Annotated in this window: 17 protein-coding genes; 3 read left to right on the top strand and 14 right to left on the bottom strand. The window is 36.2% G+C overall.

From position 1 onward, the window contains the following. The 14 genes from ACTBZY_RS14560 to ACTBZY_RS14495 form a co-directional block, all read right to left on the bottom strand. The coding region (locus ACTBZY_RS14560; RefSeq protein ID WP_463047071.1) for a metallophosphoesterase family protein at positions 1 to 438 on the bottom strand (438 nt) is incomplete at its 3' end. Between the two features lie 135 nt (positions 439 to 573). Continuing rightward, complete coding sequence (locus ACTBZY_RS14555) at positions 574 to 1,272, bottom strand: hypothetical protein (RefSeq protein WP_463047070.1); 699 nt, start codon at positions 1,270 to 1,272, stop codon at positions 574 to 576. Positions 1,273 to 1,439: 167 nt separating this feature from the next. Then, positions 1,440 to 1,790: a tRNA-binding protein gene (locus ACTBZY_RS14550; RefSeq protein ID WP_463047069.1), complete on the bottom strand. Its 351-nt coding sequence runs from the start codon at positions 1,788 to 1,790 to the stop codon at positions 1,440 to 1,442. Between the two features lie 621 nt (positions 1,791 to 2,411). Continuing rightward, a complete protein-coding gene (locus tag ACTBZY_RS14545; protein ID WP_463047068.1) occupies positions 2,412 to 3,770 on the bottom strand; it encodes a DEAD/DEAH box helicase in 1,359 nt (452 codons plus the stop codon). 148 nt (positions 3,771 to 3,918) lie between these two features. Beyond that, complete coding sequence (locus ACTBZY_RS14540; protein WP_463047067.1) at positions 3,919 to 4,242, bottom strand: ArsR/SmtB family transcription factor; 324 nt, start codon at positions 4,240 to 4,242, stop codon at positions 3,919 to 3,921. Positions 4,243 to 4,244: 2 nt separating this feature from the next. Continuing rightward, entirely contained in the window at positions 4,245 to 4,673 is a 429-nt protein-coding gene (locus tag ACTBZY_RS14535; protein ID WP_463047066.1) for an SRPBCC family protein, read from the bottom strand. Positions 4,674 to 4,817: 144 nt separating this feature from the next. Beyond that, complete coding sequence (locus ACTBZY_RS14530; RefSeq protein WP_463047065.1) at positions 4,818 to 5,243, bottom strand: hypothetical protein; 426 nt, start codon at positions 5,241 to 5,243, stop codon at positions 4,818 to 4,820. Between the two features lie 322 nt (positions 5,244 to 5,565). Next, positions 5,566 to 5,952, bottom strand: a complete 387-nt coding sequence (locus tag ACTBZY_RS14525) for a cupin domain-containing protein (RefSeq protein ID WP_463047064.1) — start codon at positions 5,950 to 5,952, stop codon at positions 5,566 to 5,568. A gap of 128 nt (positions 5,953 to 6,080) precedes the next feature. Continuing rightward, entirely contained in the window at positions 6,081 to 7,181 is a 1,101-nt protein-coding gene (locus tag ACTBZY_RS14520; RefSeq protein WP_463047063.1) for a nickel-binding protein, read from the bottom strand. A gap of 236 nt (positions 7,182 to 7,417) precedes the next feature. Beyond that, the gene (locus ACTBZY_RS14515) at positions 7,418 to 8,500 is read right to left on the bottom strand and encodes a glycoside hydrolase family protein (protein ID WP_463047062.1); all 1,083 of its coding nucleotides are present in this window, start codon (positions 8,498 to 8,500) and stop codon (positions 7,418 to 7,420) included. A 585-nt stretch (positions 8,501 to 9,085) separates the two neighbouring features. Further along, a complete protein-coding gene (locus ACTBZY_RS14510) occupies positions 9,086 to 9,475 on the bottom strand; it encodes a VOC family protein (RefSeq protein ID WP_463047061.1) in 390 nt (129 codons plus the stop codon). A 48-nt stretch (positions 9,476 to 9,523) separates the two neighbouring features. Continuing rightward, the gene (locus ACTBZY_RS14505) at positions 9,524 to 10,213 is read right to left on the bottom strand and encodes a hypothetical protein (RefSeq protein WP_463047060.1); all 690 of its coding nucleotides are present in this window, start codon (positions 10,211 to 10,213) and stop codon (positions 9,524 to 9,526) included. 634 nt (positions 10,214 to 10,847) lie between these two features. Continuing rightward, positions 10,848 to 11,006 carry a hypothetical protein gene (locus tag ACTBZY_RS14500; protein ID WP_463047059.1) on the bottom strand — a complete coding sequence of 53 codons (159 nt, stop codon included), beginning with the start codon at positions 11,004 to 11,006 and terminating at the stop codon, positions 10,848 to 10,850. Between the two features lie 38 nt (positions 11,007 to 11,044). Then, the gene (locus tag ACTBZY_RS14495; RefSeq protein ID WP_463047058.1) at positions 11,045 to 12,706 is read right to left on the bottom strand and encodes a calcineurin-like phosphoesterase C-terminal domain-containing protein; all 1,662 of its coding nucleotides are present in this window, start codon (positions 12,704 to 12,706) and stop codon (positions 11,045 to 11,047) included. Positions 12,707 to 13,078: 372 nt separating this feature from the next. Between ACTBZY_RS14495 and ACTBZY_RS14490 the strand changes: the two genes are divergently transcribed. The 3 genes from ACTBZY_RS14490 to ACTBZY_RS14480 are packed head-to-tail and all read left to right on the top strand — an operon-like array spanning position 13,079 to position 16,270. Continuing rightward, a complete protein-coding gene (locus ACTBZY_RS14490; RefSeq protein ID WP_463047057.1) occupies positions 13,079 to 14,023 on the top strand; it encodes a hypothetical protein in 945 nt (314 codons plus the stop codon). A 28-nt stretch (positions 14,024 to 14,051) separates the two neighbouring features. Next, a complete protein-coding gene (locus ACTBZY_RS14485) occupies positions 14,052 to 15,470 on the top strand; it encodes a B12-binding domain-containing radical SAM protein (RefSeq protein WP_463047056.1) in 1,419 nt (472 codons plus the stop codon). Continuing rightward, a complete protein-coding gene (locus ACTBZY_RS14480; protein ID WP_463047055.1) occupies positions 15,467 to 16,270 on the top strand; it encodes an SAM-dependent methyltransferase in 804 nt (267 codons plus the stop codon). Before ACTBZY_RS14485 ends, ACTBZY_RS14480 begins: the two co-directional genes overlap by 4 nt. Position 16,271: the final 1 nt, after the last annotated feature.

Here is a 16,271-nt window from a genome sequence, read left to right as displayed (position 1 = left end):
CACAAAATGAATATTCTTGGCGTCAAAAGAATAGTATTTCTGATTCATTCCCCAAAAATCCATTGTTTCTTGTTTAGAGGAAACATCCATATCATGATTTCCTAATAAATGGTATTTAGGTTTTTTAAACTTGTTCCATAAATTGAGGAAATCTAAGTTCTCTTTTTTAGGGAAACAAAAATCTCCTAACTGAACGATAAAATCAACATCTTTAGAGATGGCTTCATTGATGAATTTTTCCAGTCTTTCCATTTTGTCAGGAATTAAGTCTGCATGAACATCTGCGACTATACCAAATACTAAAGGAGAAGACTCGTTAGTAATAATCTTATTCGTTTTGATACTCGAAGTAAGAGGAATTGGAAGTGCAAGAGTGCTCGTGGCAACACCTAAGTGTTTTAGGAAATACCTTCTTGATGAAATGAATTCTTTATTCATTAAGTATGTATAATTTTATTCTTTTGGCCTACTCAGTTACTAGGGTTGTAAATGCTTATCGGTACAACTAAGCTAATGCTTTTTGGATGCAGGAAAAAGTATTGTTAACGAAGGCAACCCAGAATTTTACATTTTTCAACAAATCATCAAAAGGCGGGTCTGGCCATCTTTTTCCATTGGGGCACGGTGAAGGCAAGGAGGAACCGGACTTTCTGGATAGTCAACGGCTAATCGCCATAGGTTACCTACACCTAAGCTGATGGGCTGTGCCTCGGGTTTGGCTTGATAATGGAGGTCAAAGAAGTACTCACTTAAAAAGGCTTCAAAGCCATGGTCTGCTCCGTCATATAGCTTTTTGAGTTCAGCTCGTATTTCTGGAACAAGCACTTTTTGAATGCCTTGTGCATTGGGTAATATGTCACTTGGCTCGCCATAGTAAGTACAGAAATAGGTGTTTGTGGGCACTGGAGAGCGGTCTACATGGTAAGAATAAACATCGGTCGGAAAAAACGGATAGGCATCATCTCGCTCATAATATTGGATTAGATTGAGACTCGGCAATGCCCCATTTTCCTTTAGCATCTTTAAGTCGTTTAAAAGGATTTCGCGAGCAAGCTGTCCCTGCTCACTAAGTTCTAGCTCAAGAAGTTCGGCAGCATCAATTTCTCTTATATTGTCTTTTAATGCTATTGCATTAACAATCTCAGAGAAATCACCTCTTAGCTCACGCTTCCAGCAAATGGCATTAATTATTCCCTGAAAAGGGGTGGAAATGAGGTCTTTAAAATTCGTGACGTGCTGAATTTGCCCTTCATTAGGAAATGAATCTGTCATGATGCTTTATTGCGGATTGAAATCATTTGGCTAAAGTAGCAATATTCAAATGCAAACAATAAAAATGTTGCTCTACTGAAAGACAATGAAGGGTAGAAACTAATAATTAAACCCAGTTAAAGCTCTTATAGAATTAGGTTACACGGCCAAAGTGTTGACGGCCGTTATTACGAAATTCGTGTACCGTTTGCTACCTTTTTTCCGGGTTCTATTAAAGTGACTTCATTGTTATCTCCTATGCCACCTAATACTAGGCACTCGCTCATCATATTGGCAATTTGCTTAGGCGGAAAGTTAAGTACGGCGATTACTTGCTTTCCTACCAGCTCTTGAGGTTCATATAATTTTGTGATTTGAGCGGAAGTTTTTCTTTCCCCATACGCTCCAAAATCTATGATTAATTTATACGCAAGGTTTCTTACTTCTTTAAACGCCTCGGCAGAAATGACGGTTCCTACTCTCATTTCTACTTTCAGAAAATCGTTCCAAGCTAATTTTTCATTATTTACTGTTTCCATCACTATTTTAATGCTTCGGTATTGGTTGCTTTATAGGCTTCATGACAAGTCATTCTACCTCAAAGTCAACTTTTTTGTAAAATATTCCAAAATCATAACAAATAATATTTAAACCCAGTTTACGCATTGGAGAATCGTAATCAGTGGTGGATTAAAATGGCATAAAACAGACAATTAAAGGAAATTGGCATAGTGTTTACCTTGAGCTAATGTCAAACGGCTATGTTGATTGAGTATAAATGCGTTTAGCCTGTGCTGAACTTGACGAAGTAAACTGATTTGAAGCAATTTAGCTACAGTCCCGATAAAATCGGGAGATTTCCTAATGCATAATGCGGGTTGAACTCAGAAATACAGGAGTGATCATAATCGAGCAATGATTTTTGTGTTTCCAAAGCTAGGGTTTCATTTGAAAGCTCCATGGCATAACCGAGGGTAAGGTGAACCATGCTGTCAAATTGCATGTTCGAAATTCTATCATATATCTCTTGGCTTACAGCAAAACAGCTGCTTCACTGTAACCAAAAACGTGGGTTTGAATTTAACCCAAATGTCGTGCTTTTTAGCGATGAGCTTAGCGGTGTAATATTTTAGAAAAATCTTAAACCGATCGCCTAATTACTACTTCTTCCTTTTCTTTTTCATGTTTTGAATCTTGTCTCCACGCCTAACCGGCTTTTTATATCTATCTTTTATAGCCTTACTGTAACTTATTCTTTCCGCATTTTCTTTACTGTTTTTCGCAGATTTCTCATGGAAAGCAGCTCCAAGATCTTTACTTGAACTTTTATGCAGTAGTTCTTCGGGTTCTTCAGGTTTGGGTTTTTCCTCTGGGGTGAGGTGGTAAGAAATATCCACTTCTTCAGGCCATGCATTTATAGGAATGGTATAGCTCATCAAACTTTCAATGGATTCCTTTAAGGCTACTTCGTTCTCATTATAGAATAGGATGGATTTTCCTTTTTCTTCCGCTCTACCAGTACGGCCAATTCTATGCATGTAGTTTTCTGGATAGAAAGGTGTATCAAAACTGATGACATGACTCACTTTTTCAATATCTATTCCGCGGGCTATCACATCGGTGGCAATAAGAATTCTACTCGTACCGTTCCCGAATTTTTCTATAGAAGTAGAACGGTGATTTTGCTCTTTGCCAGAATGAATGACAGAAATTTCAGACTGAAAATCCAATGTTTCTGCTAGCCTATCGGCATTGACTTTGGTCGCAACAAAAATTAAAACTTTGTTAAATTCCTCTTTATCTTCAAATAAATGATTTAGTAAGTTAGCCTTGGAATAAAAATTAGGAACAGGATAAGCTACCTGACTGATATTCTCCAAAGGTGTACCACTGAGAGAAATGGTTTTCTTAACAGGGTTAACCAGAAAATCACCAATTAAATCATCGACATAGTCGGTCATGGTGGCAGAAAAGAGAATGTTTTGCCTTTTTGTGGGTAGATGTTCGAAGATGTTTTTCAACTGTGTTTTATAACCAAAATCCAGCATTATGTCCACTTCATCAATCACCAGTTTTTTGATTGATTTTAGTCGCAATACATTGCTAATAGTGAGGTCATATAACCTTCTTGGCGTGCCTACAATGATATCTACACCTTCTATAACAGCCACTTTTTGGGCGTTTATGTTATTGGTACCACCATAAACCCCTAATACTCTTACAGTGAGGTAGGCCGTTAACTTTTCTATTTGTTCTACTATCTGAATCACTAACTCCCGAGTAGGGGCTAAAATTACGACCCTAGGGTGCGGTTGATCGGAAAACTTTAAATCCTGTAAGATAGGCAGCAAGTAAGCAATCGTTTTTCCTGTTCCGGTTTGTGCAATGCCCACAAAATCAGAGCCACCCAAAATGGTGGAAAAGGACGCTTGCTGAATAGGAGTTGGCTCTGTAAAACCCAAATCGGCAACGGCATTACCTAATTGCTTTTTAATTTTAAAATCTTCGAAGGTATTCATTTTGCAAAGTAATCGAGAAAAATCTGCTAGTGAGTGCCTTTTCGCCAACTATTTTTGAAAGCCAACACTTCGTCTTCATGATGTAATTACCGTGTTTATTGGCAAAAAGAACATTTTGGGCGAACGTAGAAACGGCCTTATTTATGTGCTAATTATTGTTTTTTTGATTTAATACAGTCTCTAAATTTTTAAGTTTATCATTCCAAAATCTATCAAAATGTTTTATCCAAGTTTTTAATTCATTGAAACCTTCCTGTTTTAAAATGCAGTGCCTTTCTCTGCCTATTACTTGAATGGAAATAAAACCTGCCGTTTGTAATATCTTAATGTGTTTTGAAACGGCAGGTCTACTCATATCAAAATTTTCTGCCAACGAATTTATATTATAGGTGCTTTGGGTAAGCATCCCCAATATTTGCCTTCGGCTTGGGTCTGCAATGACTTGAAAGGCATCGAGGGTAGGAGTTGCCATTTTTAGAACGAATTTAAATGATGGAACATTTTTTGAATGTTTTTTTCCCAACCATCAAACATGCCATTGAGAATGGAAGCGTTCTCTTCTTTGAATCCGCTGTGTGTTAGCCTTAATTCAGTGCCGTCCTCTTTGGTTTCTAAAGTCCACTCCACGGTGGTGTCAAGGCTTGGATTATTTTGGCTTGTGCCACCTTTCCAACTATAAACAAGTTTTTTCAGTGGGATAAGCTCCAAAACTTGACAATAGAAAGTTCCATCAAGGTCTAAACTGGGAATCGGATTTGTAGTAAACTTAAATTCGTGCCCGATTTTGGGTTTAAAATCGTTAGGCATCAGCCATTTTTCAATTAGCTCGGCTTTTGTAAGATATTCCCAAATTTCTTCGGCTGACTGCTTAAAAAACCACTTGTGTTTAATTTCTGTCTTCATTGTTATGTAACTTTAAGGTTACGTAAACTTAAGCGTAACTTTGAAGTTACGCAAATGATCAGACATATTTTTTTGGATGAGGCCCTGACAAGCCCATGCGTTCTATATTGTCAGAATTTCGGATATTCTATTTAGTATCCGTATTTAACCCTTGTCAATTTCTCTTGCCGCCATTCTAAGTTCAAAATAGGCTAGGGTGGTTACAATCATAATTTCAAGTGTCATATAAATCCATCCGAAATGCGATATAGTTTTATAATGATAAAAGGCTACTCCGATAGTTAAACAACAATACAGCAGGTTCATAAAGGCAATGCCTCTTAAGAATACCGTGGAATTGGGTGCATCTTTCTGGAAGCAATAAAAATCATATCCTGTAAATAAGAATGGAAACAAGGCAAGAAAATACAATGTCGAAGAAGGGATTCCAAAAATGTGTTCAAGCTTTACCAACACAATCCCCAATAAAAAAGTAGATAAAATTGCACCCAATCCATCTATCAAAAAAAGTTTTTTTGAGCTTAAATGAAGTGTTTTAGTTACTTTATTGAACATCATAAGTTTCGCCATGGGCAGAGTCAACTGGCGACTGCCGTCCATTACCCATTCTGAAAGAGATAAATTAGGTCTTATTTAACACCAGGTTTTCACCCGATTTTTTAAAACATTTTTGCAAACTTCTCACTTTTCTCCAACAAGAGTTTGCCAGATTTTGAAATTATTAACTTTTTAGAAGGTCACTTTTTTATTAAATGACCAAACCTTTAATAATTCACCTTTATTCGGTCTAAATTAAAGGCGGATTAAATGTTTTCTAACCTAAATATGGAATTAATAAAGTTTGCACAACACTTTCTGTTTAAGTAAAACTGCCATTTTTTTAGTTAAGCTACTACTCTTTTACCATTTCAATCATATGATTGATAACATGGGTATGTTCCTTCTGTGGACTGAACATAACGATTTCTGCATCTTCATTGACCTTTACATTATGTCCTGATGGCCAGTAAAAAAGATCTTTTCCATTGACCATTTCTTCCATACCTTCTGCATCCGTTGTTGTAATTTGACCGCTTATAAGGTAACCCCAATGTGGGCACTGACACATGTTCCCTTCAAGTCCCATAAATAGTGGTGTAGTATCTACGCCTTTAGAAAGACTAAAATACTCGCCGCTTATCTTAGCTAGACCAGTAGCGTCGCCAAAATCAGTTTTTTGACGGATAATAGCTCCAGGAATCTCCATTTTAATTTCGATTTTGTCCCTTGAAATTTTCATATTTCTGAATTTAAGTTATTGATTAAGAGTTCAATACTGTCAACAAAAATAAATACATAAAGAGGGGAAGAATAGAAATTTTGGTTATAATAAGTGAACTTTTGGGTCAATATTGAATTATTTTCACTTTAGGACTTTAAATACACAGAGGGCAAATGTCCAAATCGTTTTTGAAAACATTTCGAAAAATAAGAGGTGCTGTTAAAACCTGATTCAAAGGCTATTTCTGAGATTGTTTTCGTTTTCAAATTCATCTCTTTTAAAGCACGGTTTAAACGATATATTTTAATAAAGTTACTCGGTGAACTACCTGTGAGCAACATCATTTTTCTATATATTAATGTATTGCTCATTCCCAATGAAAAACCAAAATCCTGTACTTTTAGCTCCTGATTTTGCCATTGTTTCTCGATAAAACCCATTAATATATTTAGAAAGTTTTCATCTGCCAATGTTAAACTATCTAATTTGTTTATCTCAAAGGTGTCATCCGTATTTTCTGTAATGAAAGCATTTTTAACTTCAGTAGACACCATAATGTCCTTCTTATTGATTAAACAAAGACCATTGGCCATTTTTATGGTATCTTCAAAGAGGCTTTTACCCCGATTAACGGGCATACCCGTAGCCAATCCTATTTTCAAGTCGATACTGGGATTACCAAATCCATCTTTCAATGCTTTATTTAATTTCTGTACTTCAAAAGCACAGAATACAGCCTTACAAACGGACTTAAAAGAAACTAATAAATAACCATCATTTTGTTGTACCAGTTTTCCATCGAAACGTTTGAGCAAATCGCCAATTAATTTAATGGCTCTCTGCATACCATTAGCTGATTGTGAAATACTAAAACCATCTAAGGAAAGTGTGATAAATCGCATGACCATTAATGTTCGCTGGGCTGGATCGTTTATGATATTCAATTCGTTTTGATTTGAGCTCACTGGATCTTTAATCCTTCCCAGAAAAGCCTCAACAAGATTTGAATCAACCTCAAGTATTTCATTAGGTACCTCACCGTGGGCATGACTGTGCATTTTCTTTATGGCCTCTATATTGGGTGCATCTACTAAGCAAAATGCTATTTTCTTAATGTCATCATACCAATACGTTAAACCCCGGCAGTTATAATCCTTCTGAATTTTTAGGTCTTCTCTATGCAGCTCTGCAACAATTTCTGCAGTAACTAATTCAGACACATCATGGCGATCCATATATATTGGCATACGATATTCTTTTTTTAAAATAATATTTTAAGCTCTATTGCATTTTAATGTATTTTAATCTGAAAAACACTTGATTTATCACTTGGTGCTAAAAGAGTTGTTTATTACGGATAAGGATATCTGCCGTTTCACCCAATAGACCTAATGACCTGATATCTATTGGAATCAACAAAGCAAGTCTGTTTAAGCGTGTTAAGTTAAGAAGCTACATAAGCCTTTTTATACGATGATGGTATTTACTTTTTTAAATCTTTGGATGTAGCTAAGGCAATCACCCTACCTTTATCTCCCACGGCATTGTAAAAATGGTAAACCACGCCATTCCATTTTATGACCCATGGCTTGTGTGCATATTTCTTATCAAAACCTTCAGAGGGAGCCAATAAGTCTTCTCCATCCCAGTCTGTCCAGTTTATTAAATCGTAAGAGCAGGCAAACCTTTCAAAAGCACCAGGTTTCCAGAATGCTCCGAAATAGAACATCACATATATATCACCTATCTTTGTAATCTGTGCATCACCACAAATGCCTTTTCCTTTGCTTATAACTGGGTTTTCTCCATATCGTTTCCAGTTAAGCATGTTATCAGATACTGCCATCGCAATACTTTCATAGTTGGCTGTATCTCCTTTAGCGTTATAATACATTACGAATGGGTAACCCGTGTGTCGTTTGGTGTCGCGAATGACTAAACTTTTATAAATGGTTTTGTTGTCGAACCAACGAACGTCTTCGTCCTCAGGGGACAAAAGAGGGGATCTGCTTCTAATCCATTCATGGGCTTGGGTTATAGTGTTGGATTGGGCTAGGCCAATTTTTAAAGTACCTTTTTCGTAACCTGCTGAGTTTCCACCCAAGTAGGTCATCCAGTATTTATCTTGATATTTTTCTACAGAATAATCTCCACCCCAATGGATATCTACCAGGGATACATATCCGGCTTTTTGATTGGCATCCCATGTGTTTTCGGTAAACGATAATATTTTGCCTTTTGATTTCCAATGCAGCAAGTCGTCACTTTCCGACAACCAGGTTTCATACCCTTGCCCATCAAACACAATGTAGGTCATATACCAAACACCACCTTTTCGGTAAATGGTAGGAGAATCAACCATTTTTGTGCTTTCAGGTTGTTCCATTACCACACCATATTTAAAAGGCGTTTTAATCTCATCGAAAATTCGCTCCATTTCTTCTAGAGGTACCACCTTCTTTAAGGCGGTCTCTTCCAAAGTAGGATCTGATGATATGTTTATTTGGCCGTAACTGGTAAATGATAGAGACGATAAGAGGATGACGGATAAAACTATATTATTCATATCGCTTTGGGCGGATTGGCTATAGGGTTTTGATAAAATGAATTTCGGTTCTCGGCTTCTTTAATCCCGAATTTAGGTCATTACTGAGACAAAACAACAAGTTAATAAGAATACAAGGCTATACGAAGGGAACTCTGTATGCTAAGCTTATAAGTTGGGTCGGTTTATTGGGGTCTATTGAGCCTTTATTTAAGCAATGAAGGAAATCTTTTATTCAAACTATTATTTAATTACTAATATCTCCGTGGTCTTTCAACGTACTTCAAACGTACTATTAATGCGTAACACTTTATGGGTAATGACCGTTTAGGCAATGTCCGAACTATTTCCATTTTTTCAACGACCGTTTTATATAAAATTGCAAAGCTTAAATCCGGTTTATGCATTGGAGAATTGTAATGAGTAGCTAAAGTGTTAATAAATCAGACATTTAAACGAGATTAGCATAGCGTTTACCCTGAGCTTTTTGTCGAAGGGTTCGGGTGATTGAGTTTAAATGGGTTTACGTACTGATTTTAAGCAATTTAGCTACGGTCCCGATAGCTATCGGGAGATTTTCTAATGAATAAAGCGGGATAAAATGGATTATCCTTCATATTGGTGAAACTCCGTTACGGTAAGATAATAGCCGTCTAAATCTCTTAAAGAAAACTCTTTTCTCAACGAATTTTTGTTTTGGTGAATGTCTTCCTGAATTCTGCCACCCATTTGGTCAATCTTATCTCTAATGATTTCCAAATTGTCGGTTCTAAAATAAAGTAGTAGACCATTACCCGCTGTATTGTTTTGGTCTGTTAAGGATGGATGGTCATGTTCACCCCATTTATGAAGACAAAGCATAATTTCATCCTCTTCGGTTTTTAAGACTGCAAAATCTTTTCCGCCATGGGCATTTTTAAATCCAAAAACTTGCTGATACCATTTTGCACTGGCTTCTACATCTTTTACCGCAATGATGGCGTCAATTCGTGTCATATGGTTTAATTAATCAGTAAATTTTTATTTTACTAACATATATTTCTCTTAATCTCGAACTTTAACTCTAATCACTGGATCTAAGAGGTCTATATCAATAGGTGTGGTGGAAGCATCGAATTCTTTTCTTGCCATGGTACCTAAACGATCATAGGCACCCCATACCAGCTCTGCATATTCCTTTTCAATAATCGCCGTTAAGGTGTCGGTTTCATGTCGATAAATATATTCTGGTTTAGCACGATATGCATAGACTCTTCCTCCTTTTATACTAAACCCTAAAAGCTGATGGGTAACGTCGATTCGTTCATATCCTATTTCCATATCATCAATACTCGCCAGCTCCTCTTTAGTAACAAAATAAAGCACACAGTTGATAGCTAGGGTGCTATCTGGCATGATGTTAAGAAAATTCGTTTTTTGAAATGGAATGGTATCGCCACCGTTGATGTAGAAGTAATCGTATTTTAATAATTCTGATGACAGATGCTCGTCGTTTTTAGCTCCGGCGAAATTCCATTCACGCTTAAAGCCGTCCAAGTGTATATAATATACCGAGTCCGCGTAGGCATGCCTTAGACTGGCACTCACATTTTCTTTGGATGTAAGTGAGCCAAACCTATTAATCCAATTTTTACACTCTGGTATGGTAAGCGTAGGTCTATGCGATTTATTACGACATCCAGTAACGAGTAAGATCGAGAGAATGCCTATTGAAAGAAATAATTGGCTTTTCATATAAATCGGAACCTATCAAACTAATTATAAATGATTTGGAAACCAGATTAAATATATTAAAATTTGGAATGATTGAAACGTAAATGCCTAAAAATCAAATCTCAGATCGGCGTAACATGGGGGCTATAACTATTTAAGCTCCCGAAGGATTTAAGTTCACGCTCTTAATTAAGGGGCTCAGTTCTTTTCCGCTATTTCCTTCAGTTTTTGATTGATTTTCTCCAAGCTTTTTTTTGTCTTTGTCCATGCTTTTCGAGAATAATTCGATCCGTACTCCACTAAAGAGCTTGCTTTGCTCGACCGTCCTTGTTTTCAACTTATGCAAACAGGCCTTTGAAACATAGGTGGCCTAGCCAATTAATTTCTGTATTTTCTTTAAATTTCAAGAGATATGGTTTAAAACTATGCCTTATAACTTTATCTGGTTCCCAGCCTACATTTCTCCCTAAACGTACTTGATAAATAGATTCCATTAAGGGTACTTTTAAAATCAGTGAGGATTTCTTAAAGGGTTTCTCTACATGCATGAATATGAATTACCTTTGGAAGAAATCCACTGCATAACCTCTTTACACCTACGACTGGCGTAAATCCTGATAAAATCACTTTTAATAAAGCTCAAGTAGTCGCATTATTAACCAACTTTTATAAAGTTGTCTCCTTTTCCTAACTCAGATTCGCTGTATAATTCGGTCACCAAGTCTATGTCTTCGTTACTTTTCCCGAAGGAGAATTGGACTTCTGTCAATGGTATAGCTTCCGTTTTTGATAATACTAAACGGTAACCTTTCAAAATGAATAAGCCAACAATGAAATAAAGTTTAATCTTAATTATTCCTTTGCCATGATCTCAAAAGTGAAAGTTTTTTCGTCTTCAAAACCAAATTCATCTACCGCTTTTATTCGAGCGGCATGGATGCCAGGTTTCAAATTAGCGGGAAGGGCAAAACTCCAGATGTGCGAAGAAACAGCAGGTGATGGAAAGGAATCGTCCGTATCCTTATATTTTTGGTATTGCCTTTCGTAGAAAGGATCTGTACGTTCTATATGTTCCATGGTCACTGGTGCTGCTTTATCGAGTGTTATCGTGACAACGTCACGTTCTCCACCATCAAAGAAATTAACGACCACAAACATATTGTCTACCTGAAAACCTCGATCCAGACCTAGAGGATGCGTCTGAACAGGGCTGTTTGGATGGCTTAGTTGCGGATCCAGCAAAATCCTTAAACGGTCGTCTGAGTTTCCTCCGGCAGGGATGAACCTTGGTTTTACTGTATTACCTTCAAAATAAAATACATAATAACCATTTGGGTTTCCGTCTGCCATTGTAGCAGGCCTAACCCCTCTTTCGTCCCTTGGACCAGAATTCCAACTGCTTCCTCGAGCTTCGGCCAAGGTATGCGTAATAAATGGGTAGCCATGCCAGCCGTGTGTATGGTTAATTTCCACTTTCCAGCTATTACTGGTATCATGACCAGCTATGGAGTAAACATTTTTAAAACGACCTAAAATACGGAGCAGTTCATTGAAATTTACCGTGTTGGTGCCTGCAGAGAATGAGCGATTATTGGCATAAGTGAGTAGGGGAATGTGCGATATGACCATAATGAGTTTATCGGGAGAAACGTCTTTGAGGTCATTCTCAATCCACTTCATTTGGTCTGCGTCTATATGACCACTATACCCTTTTCCTTTCCCTTTATAACTTACATTATTAAGAGCAAGAAAATGTACCTGACCATAGTCAAATGAGTAGTAATCTGGCCCGAATATACTTTTAAAGGTCTGTGTGGCATACTTATGGTTTGGCGATTCTAGGTTTAAATCGTGGTTACCTGGGACATTCCACATCGGAATGCCAATTTGTGACATCAACCTGTTATGACGTTCATAAAGGCCCAGATTGTCGTGTACTACATCGCCAGCTACCAATCCAAATGCTGCACCAAAAGGATTACCAAAAAGCTCATCTATGATGTCTTTCCTTAACATATCTAAATGTTCGTCATTGGCGGTTTGAGGGTCGGCAAAGCCCATGGCTTTGAACTCATCTACTGTTTCTCCCTTTAAAAGTGGAAAATTTATGGCCTCAGGCAATGGTCCTGTAGGGCCAAATACCGACCATTTCCAATCTGCCTTTCCGGGAGTACCATTTGGGTAATGGCTATAGTAAAACTGTGGCAACTGCACTTCGTTTAGTGGTACACGATAGTTGGCAGGTTTTGAAATGAAGAGTGTACTTTCAGGCTGCAGTTCTATTTGATATTGACCCAAGGCATTGGTTATAACCACATCCAGACCATTGGAGACTTTTACGCCCTCAATCCCTTTCTCTCCATTGTCAAACATTTTGTTTTCATTGGCATCAAGGTAAACTGTGCCTTTGGCAAGATTTACCTGGGCATGTAAGGGAGAAATAATGGCAGCGGCAACGTATAGGGAAAAAAGTATTGTCAGGCTTCCCTTGGTATTCAAGAATTGGTGTTTCAATTGGGTTGGTATTTTAATGGCTAATAGATTGGTAAATCTAATGTATTACAACGAATCTATAGGCTTTGGGACTGTGATAAAATTATTTGGGCTTAGTATAAAGTTTAAATATTTCTTCCTTTAAAAAAGGAAGGTTACGAAGGTAATCGAGATGTGTTATGGTTTAGTTTAATACAAGGTGTAAATATAACATTGAGGCTGGTGCCAGTTTATGCTTGGTCGAAGAAGTATTAATCAAATTCTTTTTTTTTATAAACTGCTAGCATTTAGTTAACTAAAGTTGATTGCTATATTTATTTCTAACCTGATTTATGTTTTACATTTTTTAAAAATAAACAAGTCATATATTTGTCTATAGCGAAAGCCCTAATAATGCCTAATTCTGCCACTAAGGAGCGTATACAATTTTCGAATGCAAGTAAAGCGGATATTCAAAATGTGCTTCATACCCTTTGTTATTTTGATTTATTTAATTACCCACTTACTGCTAAAGAAGTTTATGAAAGAAGTGATGTTGATTCGATTAAATTGGTAGAGGAAATTTTAGATGGTTTAGTTCAAAACAATAAAATATTTTATCAAGTAATGAAATATTATTCTTTGAATGAAGATATTTCATTACTGGAGCGTAGATTAAAAGGGAATAAATTATCGGAAGTTTACTTGAAAAAGGCTCAAAGGATAACATCTTTTATATGCCAGTTTCCTTACGTGCGTTCTGTTATGATTTCTGGCTCCTTATCCAAAAACTACATGGATGAAAAAAGTGATATTGATTATTTTATTATCACTGCTCCTAATCGGCTTTGGATTGCTCGTTTATGTTTCTATTTAACACAAAAAATAGTCTACTTAAATAGAACCAAATTCTTATGTTTTAATTATATGATTGATGCCGATTCACTTGAATTGACAGACAAAAGTATTTTTACAGCTACTGAAATTGCTACGGTTATTCCCACCTATGGAAGAGAGTTTTATCTAAAGTTTAAGGCAAAAAACGAATGGATTCGAAAACATTATCCCAATTATCCTATCCATGATATTTCTAAATTGGAAACATTTAATAGTTGGATTAAAAAAACACTAGAAAAGTGTTTAAATAATCGTTTAGGAGATTGGTTAGATGTTTTTTTAATGAAAAAGACGGAAAAACGTTGGAGAAAAAATCACAAACCGGAAATGTTTGGAATAAATGGAGAAAATTTACTTATAAATAGACACATTGCAAAAGCCCATTTTGGTGGTAATTACGAAAGAATATTAAACCAATATCAACAAAGAATATCAGACTTAGAAAAGACGATATGGAATTAATTTAAATGATTTACCACTCCATTTAAACATGAAACCTCAAAAAATCCTTTTAGCGAATGCTTATTTCTATCGTTTTGATGAAAAACAGTGGAAAACACAAAAACCTTATCCGCCCTATGGGACAATTTTGGCGGCTGCATTGCTTCGTCAAAAAGGTTATGAAGTGGTTCTCTTTGATAGCAACCTGAGGTATTCGCCAAGTGAAATTCAGTCATATCTCACAGATTTTCAGCCAGATTACTTGGTGATTTTTGACGATAATTTTAACTATTTGAGCAAAATGTGTCTCAATGTGATGCGAGAAGCTTGTTTTGAGTTAATACACTTAGGTAAAAGGGCGGGTTGTAAGGTGTTAGTAAATTCTGCGGATGCCACAGACCATTCTGAAAAATATTTGGAAGAAGGTGCCTGTATTGTTCTTTTAGGTGAAGCAGAAAATGCTTTGATGGAATTGTTTAATAATGATTTTCAGTCTATTGATGAGATAAAAGGTATTACTTTTTTGCTGGATAACAAGGTAATAAAAACAAATCCAAGGAGTCAGTTTATTGACCTTGATACCTTACCCATGCCGGCTTGGGATTTAATAGATTTATCGGAATATCGAGCTGTTTGGGAAGAGGCTCATGGTTATTTTTCTTTAAATATAGCTACCACAAGGGGCTGCCCTTTTAAATGTAATTGGTGTGCCAAACCTATTTATGGTAATCGTTACAATGTGCGTTCTCCTAAATTGGTGGTAGAGGAATTAAAGTTTTTAATGCAAAATGAGGGTGTAAAACATTTTTGGGTCTGTGATGATATTTTTGGCTTGAAACCTGACTGGCCCAATGAGTTTAAAGAACTATTGCAAAAGGAAAATTTAAAACCTTGCTTAAAAATTCAGTCTCGGGCCGATTTGTTATTAAAAGAAAGTACTATTGATGATTTGGTAGCGTCAGGCTTGGTTGAGGTTTGGATTGGTGCAGAAAGTGGTTCACAAAGCATTTTAGATGCTATGGATAAGGGAACTACCATTGAAGAAATTGAAAAATCAACACAGTTATTGAAAGAAAAAGGCGTCAAAGTAGCTTTTTTCTTGCAATACGGCTATTTGGGCGAAACCTGGGAGGATATTGAAAAAACCTTAGAGATGGTCAAAAAGTTAATGCCAGATGATATTGGTATTTCGGTTTCATATCCTTTGCCGGGTACATTATTTCATAAGAAAGTAAAGAATCAATTAATAACAAAACAGAATTGGCAAGATTCAAATGATTTAGACATGATGTATGAATCCACTTATTCGTCTTCATTTTATAGGCAATTGCATGCTCACACGCATAACGTATATAGAAAAGAGAAACTAAAAAATACTTTAACAGTAAAAGGAGCTTTGAAATTTCCGATAGTTTGGGCAAAAGAGAAAATGAGTGGTAAAAAACTTAAACAACTTGCGAAAGTTTGAAAAACGCATTTGACTATATCGCCACAGAATATGACGAAAGCTTTACGTATACAGCTGTAGGAAGGGCTCAGCGTAAACTAGTTTGGGAATATCTCGAAAAAATACTGGAAGTGAAAAAAGAAGTATCCGTCTTGGAGTTGAACTGTGGAACAGGCGAAGATGCCATTTGGTTAGCAAAAAAAGGATACCGTGTTTTGGCAACAGATATTTCTGAAGAGATGGTCAAAGAAGTAGGGGCTAAATCTGTGAAACATGGTTTGAGTGAAAAAGTGAAATTTCAAGTGCTGGATATTGAGTTAATTGGAGAAGTGCTTAATGAGCAGAAGTTTGATTTGATTTTGTCTAATTTTGGTGGATTTAATTGTTTGAGCCCTAAAAAAATGAAAGTTTTTTTTTACGAGAAAATGTCATGTTTATTAAAGCCAAATGGTAAGTTTATTGGAGTAATTATGCCGCAGTTTTGTGTGTGGGAAAGCTTTTATTTTCTGATGAAATTGCAGTTTAAAAAGGCATTTAGAAGGTTATCAAAAAAGGCACTTGAAGCTAATTTGGGCCATGGATCAACTATCAAAACTTGGTATTTTTCACCAAAAAGTATAGAAAATATGCTTCCTAAAAACTTAATAATTAGTCATAAACAAGCGATTGGATTTTTCATACCTCCATCATATTTAAACGGAGTTTTTGAAAAAAGAAAACCCGTTTTACGTTTTTTAGAGAAATTAGAAAATTGGGCGATCCAAATTCCATTCTTATCCAATATGTCGGACCATTTTTTAATTGAAGTAAAACAGCGATGAC

The organism is Arcticibacterium sp. (assembly GCF_055134445.1).
The sequence above is the reverse complement of the archived record's forward strand: the minus strand, read 5'-3'. Positions and strand labels throughout refer to the sequence as shown.